At 39.1% G+C, this 13395-nt stretch carries 11 protein-coding genes; 2 read left to right on the top strand and 9 right to left on the bottom strand.

All coding sequences use genetic code 11. The features are described 5' to 3' along the window. Positions 1-1128 carry an acyl-CoA dehydrogenase family protein gene (locus J7W16_RS16075; RefSeq protein ID WP_210598498.1) on the bottom strand — a complete coding sequence of 376 codons (1128 nt, stop codon included), beginning with the start codon at positions 1126-1128 and terminating at the stop codon, positions 1-3. Positions 1129-1420: 292 nt separating this feature from the next. On the opposite strand from J7W16_RS16075, the gene J7W16_RS16070 reads away from it, so the two are divergent. Next, entirely contained in the window at positions 1421-1798 is a 378-nt protein-coding gene (locus J7W16_RS16070; protein ID WP_210598497.1) for a VOC family protein, read from the top strand. A gap of 346 nt (positions 1799-2144) precedes the next feature. Here the strand turns inward: J7W16_RS16070 and J7W16_RS16065 are convergent, their stop codons facing one another. From J7W16_RS16065 to J7W16_RS16050, 4 genes are all read right to left on the bottom strand, one after another. Continuing rightward, complete coding sequence (locus J7W16_RS16065) at positions 2145-2981, bottom strand: alpha/beta hydrolase (RefSeq protein WP_210598496.1); 837 nt, start codon at positions 2979-2981, stop codon at positions 2145-2147. 170 nt (positions 2982-3151) lie between these two features. Continuing rightward, positions 3152-4450, bottom strand: a complete 1299-nt coding sequence (locus J7W16_RS16060; RefSeq protein ID WP_210598495.1) for a GHKL domain-containing protein — start codon at positions 4448-4450, stop codon at positions 3152-3154. A gap of 358 nt (positions 4451-4808) precedes the next feature. Continuing rightward, positions 4809-5450 carry a carbohydrate binding domain-containing protein gene (locus J7W16_RS16055; RefSeq protein ID WP_210598494.1) on the bottom strand — a complete coding sequence of 214 codons (642 nt, stop codon included), beginning with the start codon at positions 5448-5450 and terminating at the stop codon, positions 4809-4811. A gap of 17 nt (positions 5451-5467) precedes the next feature. Further along, positions 5468-7741 carry a cell wall-binding repeat-containing protein gene (locus J7W16_RS16050; RefSeq protein ID WP_210598493.1) on the bottom strand — a complete coding sequence of 758 codons (2274 nt, stop codon included), beginning with the start codon at positions 7739-7741 and terminating at the stop codon, positions 5468-5470. A 187-nt stretch (positions 7742-7928) separates the two neighbouring features. On the opposite strand from J7W16_RS16050, the gene J7W16_RS16045 reads away from it, so the two are divergent. Next, positions 7929-9989 (top strand): S8 family serine peptidase, encoded by a 2061-nt coding sequence (locus tag J7W16_RS16045; RefSeq protein WP_210598492.1) that lies wholly within the window; start codon positions 7929-7931, stop codon positions 9987-9989. Positions 9990-10121: 132 nt separating this feature from the next. Here J7W16_RS16045 and rlmH read toward each other — a convergent pair whose 3' ends face one another. The 4 genes from rlmH to J7W16_RS16025 all read right to left on the bottom strand — a co-directional run bounded on the left by rlmH (position 10122) and on the right by J7W16_RS16025 (position 13375). Continuing rightward, positions 10122-10601 (bottom strand): 23S rRNA (pseudouridine(1915)-N(3))-methyltransferase RlmH, encoded by a 480-nt coding sequence (gene rlmH / locus J7W16_RS16040; protein ID WP_210598491.1) that lies wholly within the window; start codon positions 10599-10601, stop codon positions 10122-10124. Between the two features lie 61 nt (positions 10602-10662). Further along, on the bottom strand, positions 10663-10821 hold the full coding sequence (locus tag J7W16_RS16035) for a CxxH/CxxC protein (RefSeq protein ID WP_210598490.1): 159 nt from the start codon (positions 10819-10821) through the stop codon (positions 10663-10665). A 141-nt stretch (positions 10822-10962) separates the two neighbouring features. Beyond that, the gene (locus J7W16_RS16030) at positions 10963-12177 is read right to left on the bottom strand and encodes a S1C family serine protease (protein WP_210598489.1); all 1215 of its coding nucleotides are present in this window, start codon (positions 12175-12177) and stop codon (positions 10963-10965) included. A 400-nt stretch (positions 12178-12577) separates the two neighbouring features. Continuing rightward, positions 12578-13375, bottom strand: a complete 798-nt coding sequence (locus J7W16_RS16025; RefSeq protein ID WP_210598488.1) for an MBL fold metallo-hydrolase — start codon at positions 13373-13375, stop codon at positions 12578-12580. Positions 13376-13395: the final 20 nt, after the last annotated feature.

Below are 13395 nucleotides of genomic sequence, written 5' to 3'. Positions count from 1 at the left end.
TTATGGAATCATCTGACCTGTTAATGCTTTCCCAAGCCAAACATTCAAAACGTCGGTGCTTGGAGCCATAACTTGCCCAGCATATGCATCCCTTAAAAGTCTCTCAATCGGTAATGCCTTATTGTAGGCTTTTCCTCCTCCAACTCTCATAGCAAGCGTTCCACAATCGATTGCAGCTTCAGATGCGTTGATTCTGGCCGCCAATATCTTTGCAAGTGCATCGGCATCACCGTTCGCCCCTGCTTGTGCAGCATCTAAGGTCATTGCTTTGGCTACAGATGCCTGCTTATAAATTTGGCCGATATGAACTTGTACAGTCTCAATATTAGAAAGTGAACGTCCATCAGGATATTTTCGGTCGACAGCATGATGGCTTACAATGTCAAACAGATGCACAGCAATACCACTATAGATGGCACCTAATCCTAGAATGAAGAACGGGGCTACCACGTTGAATACTTGCTCTTCACCAGATCCTTCTTCTCCAATACGGTTAGAAGAGTGCAAAGTCACATCATTAATGTGCATTGGACATGACGAATTCCCCCTCATTCCAAGACCTTGCCAATCTGAGCTTGCAAATGTTAAGCCATCTTCCTCAAGAGGGATGACCCAGTTGTTAATTTTCCCTTCTTCTACAGATGGTGCAAGAACGAGATAATAAGAAGCATACGAAGCAGAAGTAACCATACTCTTTGTGCCATTAAACGTTGTGTATTCACCTTTAACCTCTGCTGTGATTTCTGGCTTGTAGAAATGTGTTCCTGTTCCAATTTCACTGTAGCCCAATGCTAGAAATTTGCCGTTCTCTACGACATCTTCAAAAATCCTTTTCTTAAGCTCAGCACTTCCATGCGTTAGGACACACATCAAGGCAACATTATGCATCATGTAACAAAGAGCAGTCGTCGCACACGTCTCTGCAAAGGCTAGACAAGCCTCCGCATGCTCGACAAGGCCTTTGCCATATCCACCATATTCTTCAGGTACGAGTAACTTTAAAAAGCCCTTTTCTCCAAGTTCCTTAAAGGATTCTTCAGGAAAGCTCGACTCCTGATCAGTCATTTCTGTGTAAGACAGTATGTAGGACTTTGCAAACCCCTTGCCATCTTGATAAACATTGTTCATTATTGTCCTCCTTGTGAATGAAATCATTTTTTTGAAAGTCTTTGAGCCTACCATTATCAGTATATAATATTATTTTATAGGTTTAATAACTTTTTATTATAATAAAAGTAGCATACTTAATAAAGATACTCAAGATTGCGAATGTTATAACCAAGCTGTCATATTTATTTTGAGACGAAAGATGAAAAGTAGGTTTTCTTGGTAGAAGGAATTTCCTAGCAAACTAGGGAACATAGTATTAGAAGCTTAGTAGATTTTATGTTAAGTAATTATTTGAGGGGAGAAATGGCACGTGGAAACAACATTAATACAGAGAGTGGGACAAATTGGTGTCCCTGTTAAGGATTTAACTAGAGCATTAGATTTTTATAAAGAGAAATTAGGTCTCACTCTTTTATTTAACACTGAGAGCATGGCATTTTTTGAATGCAATGGATTACGGCTCATGTTATCACTCCCCGAAAAAGATCAATTCACCCATGCAAGTTCAGTTATTTACTTTCATGTAGAGGACATTAAAACAACTTATGAACACTTAATTAGTAAAGAGGTTGTCTTTATCGATGAACCGCATGTCGTAGCGAAAATGGGCCAAACAGAAACATGGATGGTATTTTTTAAAGATACGGAAGGAAATACTCATGCCTTAATGAGTGAAGTGGAATTATAAGCAGGCAAAAAGAGGCTCGGACAAAAGTGATTTAGCTAATACAAAATGCGAACAATGATAGTTGACGGATGTAAGCCGCTCCTGAAATATACTTCGCTTTCCGCGGGAAGCCGGTGAGCCTCCTCGGCTACGCCTGTGGGGTCTCACACTTGGCTTTTTCATCCCGCAGGAGTCTACGTATATTTCATCCGCTACATGACTGCTTTGTTCGGCATTTCAGTTAAACACTTTAGTTATGTCCCAGCCTCTTTTTGTTCTTCATTTAACTAAATAAGGTTTTTTATTAGTTATTTCTTTTAGGCTTTCCTTCTATCCTTTGACAGTTGAACCAACCGCTTGAAGCATATTATGGCTGAATCAGCCAACGATGTGCCTCAGCAAATAGTGGTCCCCAAGTAGATTCGTGGTGTGTTCCGCCTGGAATGACGTCGAATCGAATTCTGCTATCCTCTACCCCTGCTGCAGTCAGCGTCTGGTTGAGTAGGGCAACGTGCTCAGAGGCAATCCGGTTAAAGTCTGGATTATCGGTCTCCAGTTCGCCGATGCTAAGATAGAGGCGAAGTGTAGGAGAAAGAGCCGACTGCTGAATTAATCGGATCATTGCGCCGTTGTCCTGCCACATAACGAATGAAATACCGCCCACTCGGCTAAACTGAGCAGGATAACGAATGGCGGTGTAGAGCGATATATACGCCCCGAATGAGCTTCCAATCATCATTGTATGCTCCGCTCCGGCGAGGGTCCGGTAATGGCTGTCGATATAAGGCTTAAGTGTCTCCGCGAGGAACTCAGCATAAGCCTCGCCTTTGCCACCGAAACCATACTCCGTGTTAATCGTAAAGTTATACTCATCGTTACGCTGGTCTCCACCATGATCAACAGCTACTACAATAGCTTCAAGTGCAGGATCACCAATCGTCATTTGCTCTAACGTCTCATCAACACCCCACTCAGTCCCCCAAGATGTCGCTTGATTAAACATATTTTGTCCATCATGCATATAGATAACGGGATAACTACGAGTTTCATCGTTATAGCTTCTAGGTAAGTAAATCCATACTCTCCGCTCCGTCTGCAGTTGCGGTATTGGGAAGGCTTCGATTATCCTAACATCCCCGGTAATGGTATGCTTCGTATCGCCGGTCAGAACTTCTTTCCACGATAAGGCAGGACTTTTCATCATACAGGACTCCCTAGCATTATATTTACTTTGAACTTAACATCAATAGACAGCTATCATTACATATTGCCTTATTGCATGCTTACCTGTTTCATCAGTAAACAAACCGACCTATACCGTAAGTCAACAATTCAGTCGGTGTCAGTTAAAAGTGAGGGTTTAAAACCTTCAAACTAATTTTTTATAGGAATTAACACAATAATAGATGTCTTATTTTCGGTTGAATCAATTGATATTTCTCCACCATATATATGGATGACATTCCTCACAATATATAATCCTTGACCTCTTTGTTTCCCTCGTTCTTTCGTTGAATAACCTCTATTAAAAATGCTCTCTTTATCCTGAATTTTCTGTCCCGTATTTTCAATCTTAAACAGATACTGATCTGGTTCGACCTTACATTCTATACCTATTTCCCTTTCATCTTCCGGGAGTTCTAGAGTGGCTTCAATTGCATTATCAATTAAATTGGATAAAATCTTTATTAAGTCTACTGTTTTGACTGCTTCAAAGGAATGATTTGATACATCGAAGTCAATATCAATATTATGATTTTGTGCTGAAAATTTCTTTGTTTGCAATAATACAGACAATCCAGGGTTTTCAATATTTATATTTATATTTTCAATTGAACGTGCTTCCTTAAAAAGTGATGTTATATAGTTGAGAGCTGTTTCGTGATGTCCTAATTTAAGCAGTCCATGCATAACTTGAATATGATTAAAAAAATCATGCCTTAATGATTGAGCAGAAGAAATTAATGATGTAACTTCTGAATGATAGATATCTTCCGTATCCTTCATTTCTTTTGCTACCTCTTGATGGTACCATCTTTGAATGATAAAAAATGAGGCACTCACAATAAGTACAAATAAACCGTTGAAAATTAATAGCCAAATACTATTTCCGAGTATTTTTCCGCCAATATCATCCAGTACATCCACACTAATATCTATCCCTAAATAACCAATAACGTCGCCCTCTTTATCCTTTATCGGTGCCCCGACTGATAAGTAGTTGCCATATTTTAAATCAGTAAGTACGTCGGTAACGTAGGTTTTACCTTCATAGGCTCTTTTAACTTGTTTTTCTGGAACTGTACAAATGTCTCCGATATCGTAGTTATCCCACTCTTCAGGCATTCCCATGATCATCCCCTTCGACACTCTAGGATTATCAACAGCTAAAGTGTAGACGTGAAGGGCACCAATTTTTTCTCTTGCATCATTTAAATACCTTCTTATTTCCCAATACTCCTGGCTTCTGACAGGGTTAGCTAGAAATCTTTTATATCCTTCTACGTCCATTGAAGAAGCTATTGACTTGGCTGCCTGGAGACTTTGATTTGCGATAGACTCTTCTACCGTTCTATTAATTTTTGAATAGGAGATATAAATATTTATAGTTATAAAAAATAATAGAAGAATAATAGATAGTATGAAAATCCGTTTAAATTTCCTTGTATACATAGGCTATTTTTCCTTATCTGATAAACTTATTTTTTGTCTTAAAATTAATAAAAGAACCTTCACCTAATTCCTTAATTACTAACAGTATTATATCTTATTAATCTACATTAATTCTTATAATTAGACAATTCCCTTCGGAAACTTGTCAATTTGCGATATAGAAATGAGATTTAAGGCTTATAAAAATAAAGATTGTTGTGCAGATTCATTTAAAGATACTAGCCTTAAATGAAGTTCTTGCTCACTTGGATCAGGGATTTATCACACGATTACCCCTGCCCTCCCGGCTCTGTTCTCCCGGTAAATCGCCATCCTTACCGGACACGTAAAAAAACGCCTCGAAAGACCGAGGTCGCTTTTATAACTCATTAAATTGAATCATATCTGTATAAAATAATGCACGCTGTTGACTTGCTGTTAATATAAATAAATCGACCTGATTTGTTTCTGCTACTGTTTCTATGTTCAAATCAATTCTTTGCCACTCATTTGTTAATGTAACTGATTCTGACTGAGTTCTTTTCAAGAATTGGCCCCTACTACTCGTCTCTTCAATTTCTAAGTAGACATCTCCTTCTCCTTTTGCATATACCGAATACTCATAATTCACTTCTGGTTTAATGGGGGAAAGAGCAAGAACGACCCCTTCATGTTCTTGCTTATTTTCTGTTGTAATTCGAACTGATGCATTACCATGTATTGATTCTATTTCTACTCTTTCAATATCTGCTCCTACAGCCGACCAACCAAATAAGTCTTTTTCTGCACTTTCCAATAATTCATTAATTTGATCACCTGTCAAACTTTCGTCGAGTTCCTCAACCTCACTTTCTAAACCATTTTTCTCAAGATTAAGTTCTACTACTTCTTCCTTTTCATCAATGCTAGCTTGTCCGATCGTCTCATTAGGTTGAGGACCTGACTTGGCTGAAACATTCTGCATTAATAAGCTGCCCACTATTAAGCATGTTAATATAATTGTTCCTATCCACTTTTTCAATATTGAGACCTCCTTTCTCATTTTGATATAATTTGTTGTAATATCCGAGCCCTTGAATTAGCTGTAATTGTAAAAGAACCTCCTAAGAAGTTGATTTGTGCATTTTGATGAATTCGTCCATCATTTCTAATCCAGTCACTGACCGAATTAGGCATTGTGTCAGTATTGGTTAAAATCATAGGTGCTTTGTCTCTTGTAGCTAGAGCTGCACCTGGTAAAGCATCAATGAAACTTAGACCACTAGCAAAATAAATATGGTTCGGATGGAGCTCTGCTTCAAAACGCTTTGCAATTTCTACACTTGTGCTAAAACGATCAGTACCAGAAATCCGTTCCACTGATGAAACCTTAAGAAGTCTTAACTCTTGTAAGATATTTTCTGAAATGACTGATTTCCCGCCTATTACTGTTACATTTTTTACACTGTTATTTTTTATATAATTGTGGACTTCTCGCGGTAATGTCTGACTTGAGCTTAGTAACATAGGAATTCCTCGTATGCCTGCATAAGGAGCAATAGCAAGTGAATCTGGAGAGGTTTCCTGGCCCGTTACTAATATCAATTCATCTCCTACTCCAATTTCATTGGCTATTTGTACAGAAGTATCAAAACGATTACTTCCAAAAACACGCTGAACGATCATTCCACTTTGTTCAAGAGTTCTTTGTGTTTGTGCCGATATAGCTCCTTCTCCTCCTAGTAAAACTACTCGTTCTGCACCTAAACGTTTTATTTCATCTAGTATCGCTGTTGGCAATGTGTCAGGTCTTGTTAAAAGGAGTGGTGCGTCTAACTTGGCAGCCAATACACTTCCTGGGAGTGCATCTACTGGTAGATCTCCACGTCCAAGAACAACCGTTTCCGACCCATCCGGCCAACCAGCATGTGCAATGTTTACACTAGTCATATAGCGATCACGGCCAAAAAGGTTTCTCGTTTGTACTGGTTTAACGTAGTCTGCAGCTAGATAACCTATGTCATTATTCTCGAGATAAATTGGATACCAATTACGGTCACCGCTTTGAATCATTTCATCTGAAATAATAACGATTTCTCCATTTTTCAACTCCCCATCAATTGAAGAAGTGGTAGTAGGTTCCTGTCTAATGTTTAAAGTGGTACTTGTGACGACACCAGTTATTTGGTGTCCTGGCAAAATTTTAACAGCTTGATTCTCTGAATTAGGCATGACCCATGCCCCGTAATTTGTCCATATTGCTGGATTCTCTAATCCCAATGCCCAGCTTCCTGAACCAGCTAAAGAATATTTACGAATTAAATCGAACTTCCCTTGCAACGACCTTTGATTCTCAAACCATAACGTATAATTCCCTGGTTGAAGTGTTCTCCCAGAAATGACCGTTGTCGGATCCGCACTTCGTATCGTGAAGTTCACCCTGGGCGACTGACTCTGTTCATCAAATGTAATGGATCCATTGTATCTTTGTACTAATGTGTCAGCCATATGTTTAGCAACTCCATACCCACCAACTGCTGCTCCCTCTTGCCAATACCGACCAAAGAAAGGCAAACCTAAAACAATCTTATTTCGAGGTGCATGTTGAAGTAGTTCAACAATTCCTTTTTCTACCCAACTTTTACTTGCCACAGGGCCAGGAGATCCACCAATATAACTCTCATCATAGGCCATTACCATTAAGTAATCGGCATGTTTTGCCAAGTTTGGATAGTCATACATGCCATGCCATCCCTGTGTCCAGCCTTGAGGGTTAGCAGCAACAGCGACGGATACTTCCTTATGATGAGGGACTTTGCTCCGTAACAAACGAACCAGCTCTGTAAAATCATCTTTATCTACATGAGTCACGTTTTCAATGTCCACATTTACACCATCAAGATTATATGTTTGGATCGCTTGTGCTATTTGTCTCGATAGATGCTCTTTATTTGCCAAGCCTGCCCGTCCAAGATTACGATCCCAATGATTACTAAGAAAAGGAACAACTTTTATGTTTCGTCTGTGCATCTCATTAATAAATGTTGAGCTCAACTGATTAGTCAACTTTAAACTACCATCTGTATTAATATCAAAATAACTCGGAGCGACAACTTGCAGATTTCCATTTGTTCGATTGACAAAATCTATTTGTGCTTGAGTTGAACCAAAAAACGTATAGCTCATATGAAAGTCACTAGCCTGATAAGGTAAAAAATCCTGTCCTTCTTGTACATTCTGTCCCTCGTAGCCATCAGGGTCCCGATTTTGATTTATACCAAAGCATCCAGAACAAATGAGCAGCATCGACATCATTAATAAAAATCGTCTCATTTCATCCTCCTTAGGTATTTTATTCATAGCTTAACAATTAAGGTTGATTTTTATGAATAAAATTACATTCATATATGACTTTCATTATGAATGGTTGTACATAATCACCCTCCTTTTTGACGATTCTAACTAAAACAAAATTCATTGCTATTCCGTAGTGAATGAATTTTATATTAGGAGTGTCTTCATGGTGAAAAACCGAATCATCTTAGTTAGTCTATTGATATTATGCTGCTGTTCAAATTCTGAGGGGAAACTGGGAACTCAAGCAGTAGATCAATATGATGATATGACAGAAGTAATCATTTCTTTTAACGAAACTGTGTCTGAAGAAGTGGTCGAGGATGCTGACGGGAGCATTATTGAAATAATCGATGTCGCCCCAATAGCAACTGCTATTGTGCCCATTAATGAACTAGAGGAAATCGAAAGAAATCCTCTAGTTGAACATGTAGAAGAGGATCAAGTGGTTACCATTCATAATGAAACCGATAATTGGGGAATTAATCGTATTCATGCTCCTTTTGCCTGGAATGCAAACTTTACAGGAAAAGGAGTAAGAGTAGCTGTTATTGATACAGGAATTGATACTCGACATGAAGACCTTCAAATTGTAGGAGGGATATCTACTGTTCACTATACTGATTCATATCATGATGATAATGGACACGGAACTCATGTTGCAGGAATTTTAGCAGCTCTTCATAACGGAAATGGTATAAGAGGAGTTGCTCCCGACGTTGATTTGTTCGCGGTTAAATCATTAGATGCAGATGGATCGGGATCTTTATCAAGTATCATTCATGCTTTGGAGTGGTCGATTTCAAATAACATGGATATCATAAACTTGAGTATAGGGATGACGAATCATTCAAATAGCTTAAAATTAATGGTCGACCGAGCCTATGAACAAGGAATTCTACTTGTCGGATCGGCTGGGAATAATGGGACAGCCAATATAGATAACTATACGGTAAACTACCCTGCAAAGTATGATTCCGTCATTGCTGTTGGTGCAACAGATACAGATAATGAACGTGGACGGTTTTCCACTCAAGCTAATGCTTATTCAGCGACAGGGCCAGCACTTGAAATATCCGCACCTGGAATAGGAATTTATAGTACATATTTAAATAATGGTTACCAAAATATGAGCGGCACGTCTATGTCTGCACCCTTTGTTTCAGGGGCTTTAGCTGTTTTGAAAGAAAAGCATCCAACTTTTACAAACACACAACTACGTTCAAGATTGACTGAAAATGTAAAAGACTTAGGAGAACCTAACCGAGACGTTATTTTTGGTCACGGTTTAGTTCGAATTCCCGAAGAATACGTACGAAAAACCGTTGAAATTTTTGGAGCTAATCGTTATTTAACTGGGATTGAAGTTTCAAGACGAGGGTGGCCTGAAGGTTCAGATGTAGTAGTGCTAGGGAGGGGTGATCAACCAATTGACGCTTTAACATCTAGTGTATTAGCATCTAAATTTCAATCTCCCTTGTTACTAACAAGACCAGACAGATTATTGAACGATCTATTGCTTGAATTAAACAGGTTACAGCCATCAAAAATTTACTTAGCAGGTGGTGACACAGCCATCTCTCCCGAAATCGAAAAAAATTTAAGACAACAAGGATATCCCATTCAACGCATCCGTGGGCGCTCAAGATTTGATACGGCAGTGAAAATTGCTTCTGAGGTTGGAACTACTAACGAAGTCTTTTTAACAACTGCAAATGAACAGTCACCCGATGCACTTTCTATCGCTCCTTACGCCGGAATGATGCAAATCCCCATTTTGTTAACAGCACGAGATCATCTATCAAGTGAGGTGGTGAGTTATTTTCATCACAATGAAATTAGGAAAGTAACAATCATAGGGGGAACACAGGTCATTTCAGAGAAGATTAGAGATCAACTCCGACAACTAGGAGTTACTTCGATTGAAGGAATATCTGGAGAGTCTAGGTTTAGTACAAGTATTGAAGTGGTTAAACGATTTGAAAAAGACTTTGATTTTTCAAATGTATCGTTTGCTAGTGGGAGAAGTTTCATCGATGCCCTTCCCGCTTCTCCTTACTCTTCTTCACAAAGATCTCCTATCATTTTGACGGATACCAATCACCTACCAAAAGAAGTTCAAACATGGATGAATGAACAAAATTTGTCGAGAACGACTTTCACTATTTTGGGCGGCACCCATGCAATTACTGAAAATACTCGATTTATGATTCGGATTCCGTTATAGAATAGGGTTCTTATAAAGTAACCCGAATAGGTGCATTTTTAAAGTACCATATTCGGGTTTTATAGATTAGAGAAACTACTTATCAGTAAATTTGAGGAATCTTATTCAACTCCATTTTTCTAGAAACCTCATTTACTTATGGTACGGTTCACCCCGATTAATCCTAAAAGCCCTATACACCTGCTCCACCAACACCAACCGCATCAACTGATGTGGAAAGGTCATTTTCGAAAATGAAAGTGTCTGATTCGCTCGTTTCATGACATCATCGCTTAATCCTAATGATCCACCAATAATGAAAGCAATTTTGCTTTTTCCATAGGTTGCTAGCTTATCGAGGTCATCGGCTAGCTCCTCGGATGTGGCCATTTTGCCTTCGATGGCTAGAGCGATGACATGCGTATCTTGTTGGACCTTTGCTAGGATGCGTTCTCCCTCTTTTTGCTTGATTTGCTCCATTTCTAGTTCACTTAGTTGCTCTGGAGCTTTTTCATCTGCAACTTCGATGATTTCGACCTTGGCGTATGCACCTAATCGTTTTTGATATTCAGCAATTCCTTGCTTTAAATATTTTTCTTTTAGCTTCCCAACTGTAATGATTGAGATATTCACATGTTCACAACCTTCTTCTAAAACTTATCCACAATAGTTATCCACATATCAACATGTTAATTTACGCAGATATTGTGTAAATCGCTTCTTTTTCACAAAAACTACATGTTGTGGATAAGTTTGTTTGATCCTCTATTTTATTAATGACTGGTGCTAATTCTTTTTCATCTACTACTACATCTAGTGCTAGCTCTATATGTTCCTGACAAGCATAATACATTCGACAACTTCCTTTCTTATTTGCTAATTATAGCATACCCTTTCTACGTCTGTGGATATGCTCGGGATAACTTTAAATACAAAAAAAGAAGTGTTCCATTAGCCCTGTTGACTAGTTGAACACTTCTTCATTTGAATTTATTTAGAAGCTTTGCTGCTCCGTTAACTGAAGGGTAACGGTTTGTTTCTTCCCTTCTCGGTAAATGGTCACTTCAATTTCTTCTCCGAGTTGTTTTTCAGTATATAAATACTTACGGAGGTCATGTCCGTCATTCATTGCAGTCCCATCAATCTCAACAATAACATCGTATTGTTGCAAGCCGGCACGCTCTGCAGGTGATGCGGGAGCAACGCTTGTAACAACGACTCCACCCTTCACTTCTGCTGGAAGCTTTAGAGTGTCCTGCCAGTGGTAGCTTGCAATTTCGCTTAATGAACGAATACCTACACCCATTTGTGGTCGTTGGACCTCACTAAAGCGTTCGAGATCTTCAATAACGGGAAGAGCAATTTCTGTCGGGATCGCAAAACCGATTCCTTCAACAGAGCTTTGTGCTATTTTCATTGAATTAATTCCAATCACTTGTCCTTCAATATTAACTAACGCTCCACCACTATTCCCTGGATTGATTGCTGCATCTGTTTGCATGACTTCAGCATACCAGTCAACCTGGCCATTGCCTGTTAAATCAACAGGAATGCTTCGTTCTGTTGCACTAATAATTCCTTGTGTGACCGTACTTGAGAAGCGTAAGCCTAATGGATTTCCAATTGCAATCGCGGGCTCACCAACTCTCAGTAACTTTGAATCTCCAAACTCAGCAACCGTTGAAATATCTGTACCATCAATCTCAAGAACAGCTAGGTCAGTTATGACATCACTTCCTAGCACCTTGGCAGGTACCCGAGTCCCATCTGTCAAACTAACTTCAACTTCGCTAGCTTGATCGATAACATGATGGTTTGTAACGACAAATGCCTTATCGCCTGCCTTTTTATAAATAACTCCTGAGCCTGTGCCTTCTCCACCAGACTGATCGAAGAAATTGGCTTGGCGTGTATTAATGATTCCTACTACTGCATCGGAAACCTTATCGACAGCACTGGTTATATCAGAATGAACATCGAGCTGGACTGTCCGCAAACCTTCTTGTGGTGCACTTGTTTCCACCGCTTCGGAATCTGATCCATTTTGATCAAGAAATGATAAATACCCTATGTTGGCTAAGAACGGTATTGAAAATAGGACAACCATACCGCCTGCCACTGCACTAATAAATGCTATTAAAATAGGACTTTGCTGCTTACGAGGTTTTTCTGATCTTACCTCTGTCGCATGATCGTCATAGTACCCCATTCTGCTACACCTTCCTTTAGTATGATTATGGTTATATTATAATCGGAAAAAAGTCATTTACTAGTGCTTTCACACAATTTACGATATTTTTGATTTTTCTTTATAATTCCCAACAATGTTGACGCGTAAACGTCAAAAGTAATGCATAAAAAGAGGCCGGGACATAATTAAAGTATCTAACTGAAATACCGAATAAAGCAATCATGTAGCGGATGAAATATACGTAGACTCCTGCGGGACAAAAAAGCCAAAGGTGAGACCCCGCAAGTGCGAAGCACGAGGAGGCTCACCGGCTTCCCGCGGAAAGCGAAGTATATTTCAGGAGCGGTTTACTCCCGCCAACTATCATTTTCGGTTTTCTATTAGTTAAATTACTTTTGTCCCAACCTCTTCATTTATACTAAGAGACGACTGCTAATGGAGTAGAATGATGCGGGTCTGTATCATAAAGTGAAAATTGCTCACCGACCGCCATTCCTTGCTCTTTTAATACTTGTTCGACAGAAAGACGTGCAAGATCCTTCATATTGTTATCTAGGCTTAAATGGGCTAAATAAATACGTTTTGTATTATCTGTTATGACCTCAGATAAGGCAAGGGCTGCATCTTCGTTTGAAACATGTCCAACATCGCTCAGTATCCGCCTTTTAACACTCCATGGGTATCTTCCCATTCGTAACATATTCATATCATGATTTGATTCAAAAATGAACATGTCTGCACCTTTAATTGTTCCTTTAATTCGCTCGCTTACATAGCCCATATCCGTTGCAAGCACGAGCTTCTTACCTTCATGCTGAAATGTAAAAAACATCGGCTCAGCTGCATCGTGAGAAACGCCAAAGGATTCGATATCTAGGTTTCCGAAGCTTTTCACTTCACCTGTCTTAAAAATAAACTTTTGCTCTGTTGGTATTTGACCGAGCATTGGCTCCATTGCTTGCCATGTCTTTTCATTTGCATAGATTGGTAGCTTATGCTTTCTAGCAAATATCCCAACACCTTTGATATGGTCACTATGTTCATGACTAACTAATATGCCATCAAGCTCTTTTGGACTTCTATTGATTTGTTTAAATAACTCGTCCATCTTTTTGCCACTTAAACCAGCATCAATCAAAATTCGCTTCTGATCCGTTTCTACATATACAGCGTTACCTGTACTACCACTTGCAAGTACACTAAAGCGTAATGACATCCGTACCTTCCTTCCTTTCT

Origin of the sequence: Halalkalibacter suaedae, assembly GCF_017939705.1 — a bacterium.
In the GTDB taxonomy this organism is placed as follows: Bacteria; Bacillota; Bacilli; order Bacillales; family Bacillaceae_D; genus Halalkalibacter; species Halalkalibacter suaedae.
This window is presented reverse-complemented; position numbering and strand designations above follow the sequence as displayed.

Coding starts and splice junctions, on each gene's coding strand:
- J7W16_RS16075 (WP_210598498.1), bottom strand. CDS start 1,128: ATGAACAATGTTTATCAAGATGGCAAGGGGTTTGCAAAGTCCTACATA.
- J7W16_RS16065 (WP_210598496.1), bottom strand. CDS start 2,981: ATGATGAAAAGTCCTGCCTTATCGTGGAAAGAAGTTCTGACCGGCGAT.
- J7W16_RS16060 (WP_210598495.1), bottom strand. CDS start 4,450: ATGTATACAAGGAAATTTAAACGGATTTTCATACTATCTATTATTCTT.
- J7W16_RS16050 (WP_210598493.1), bottom strand. CDS start 7,741: ATGAGACGATTTTTATTAATGATGTCGATGCTGCTCATTTGTTCTGGA.
- J7W16_RS16045 (WP_210598492.1), top strand. CDS start 7,929: ATGGTGAAAAACCGAATCATCTTAGTTAGTCTATTGATATTATGCTGC.
- J7W16_RS16035 (WP_210598490.1), bottom strand. CDS start 10,821: ATGTATTATGCTTGTCAGGAACATATAGAGCTAGCACTAGATGTAGTA.
- J7W16_RS16030 (WP_210598489.1), bottom strand. CDS start 12,177: ATGGGGTACTATGACGATCATGCGACAGAGGTAAGATCAGAAAAACCT.
- J7W16_RS16025 (WP_210598488.1), bottom strand. CDS start 13,375: ATGTCATTACGCTTTAGTGTACTTGCAAGTGGTAGTACAGGTAACGCT.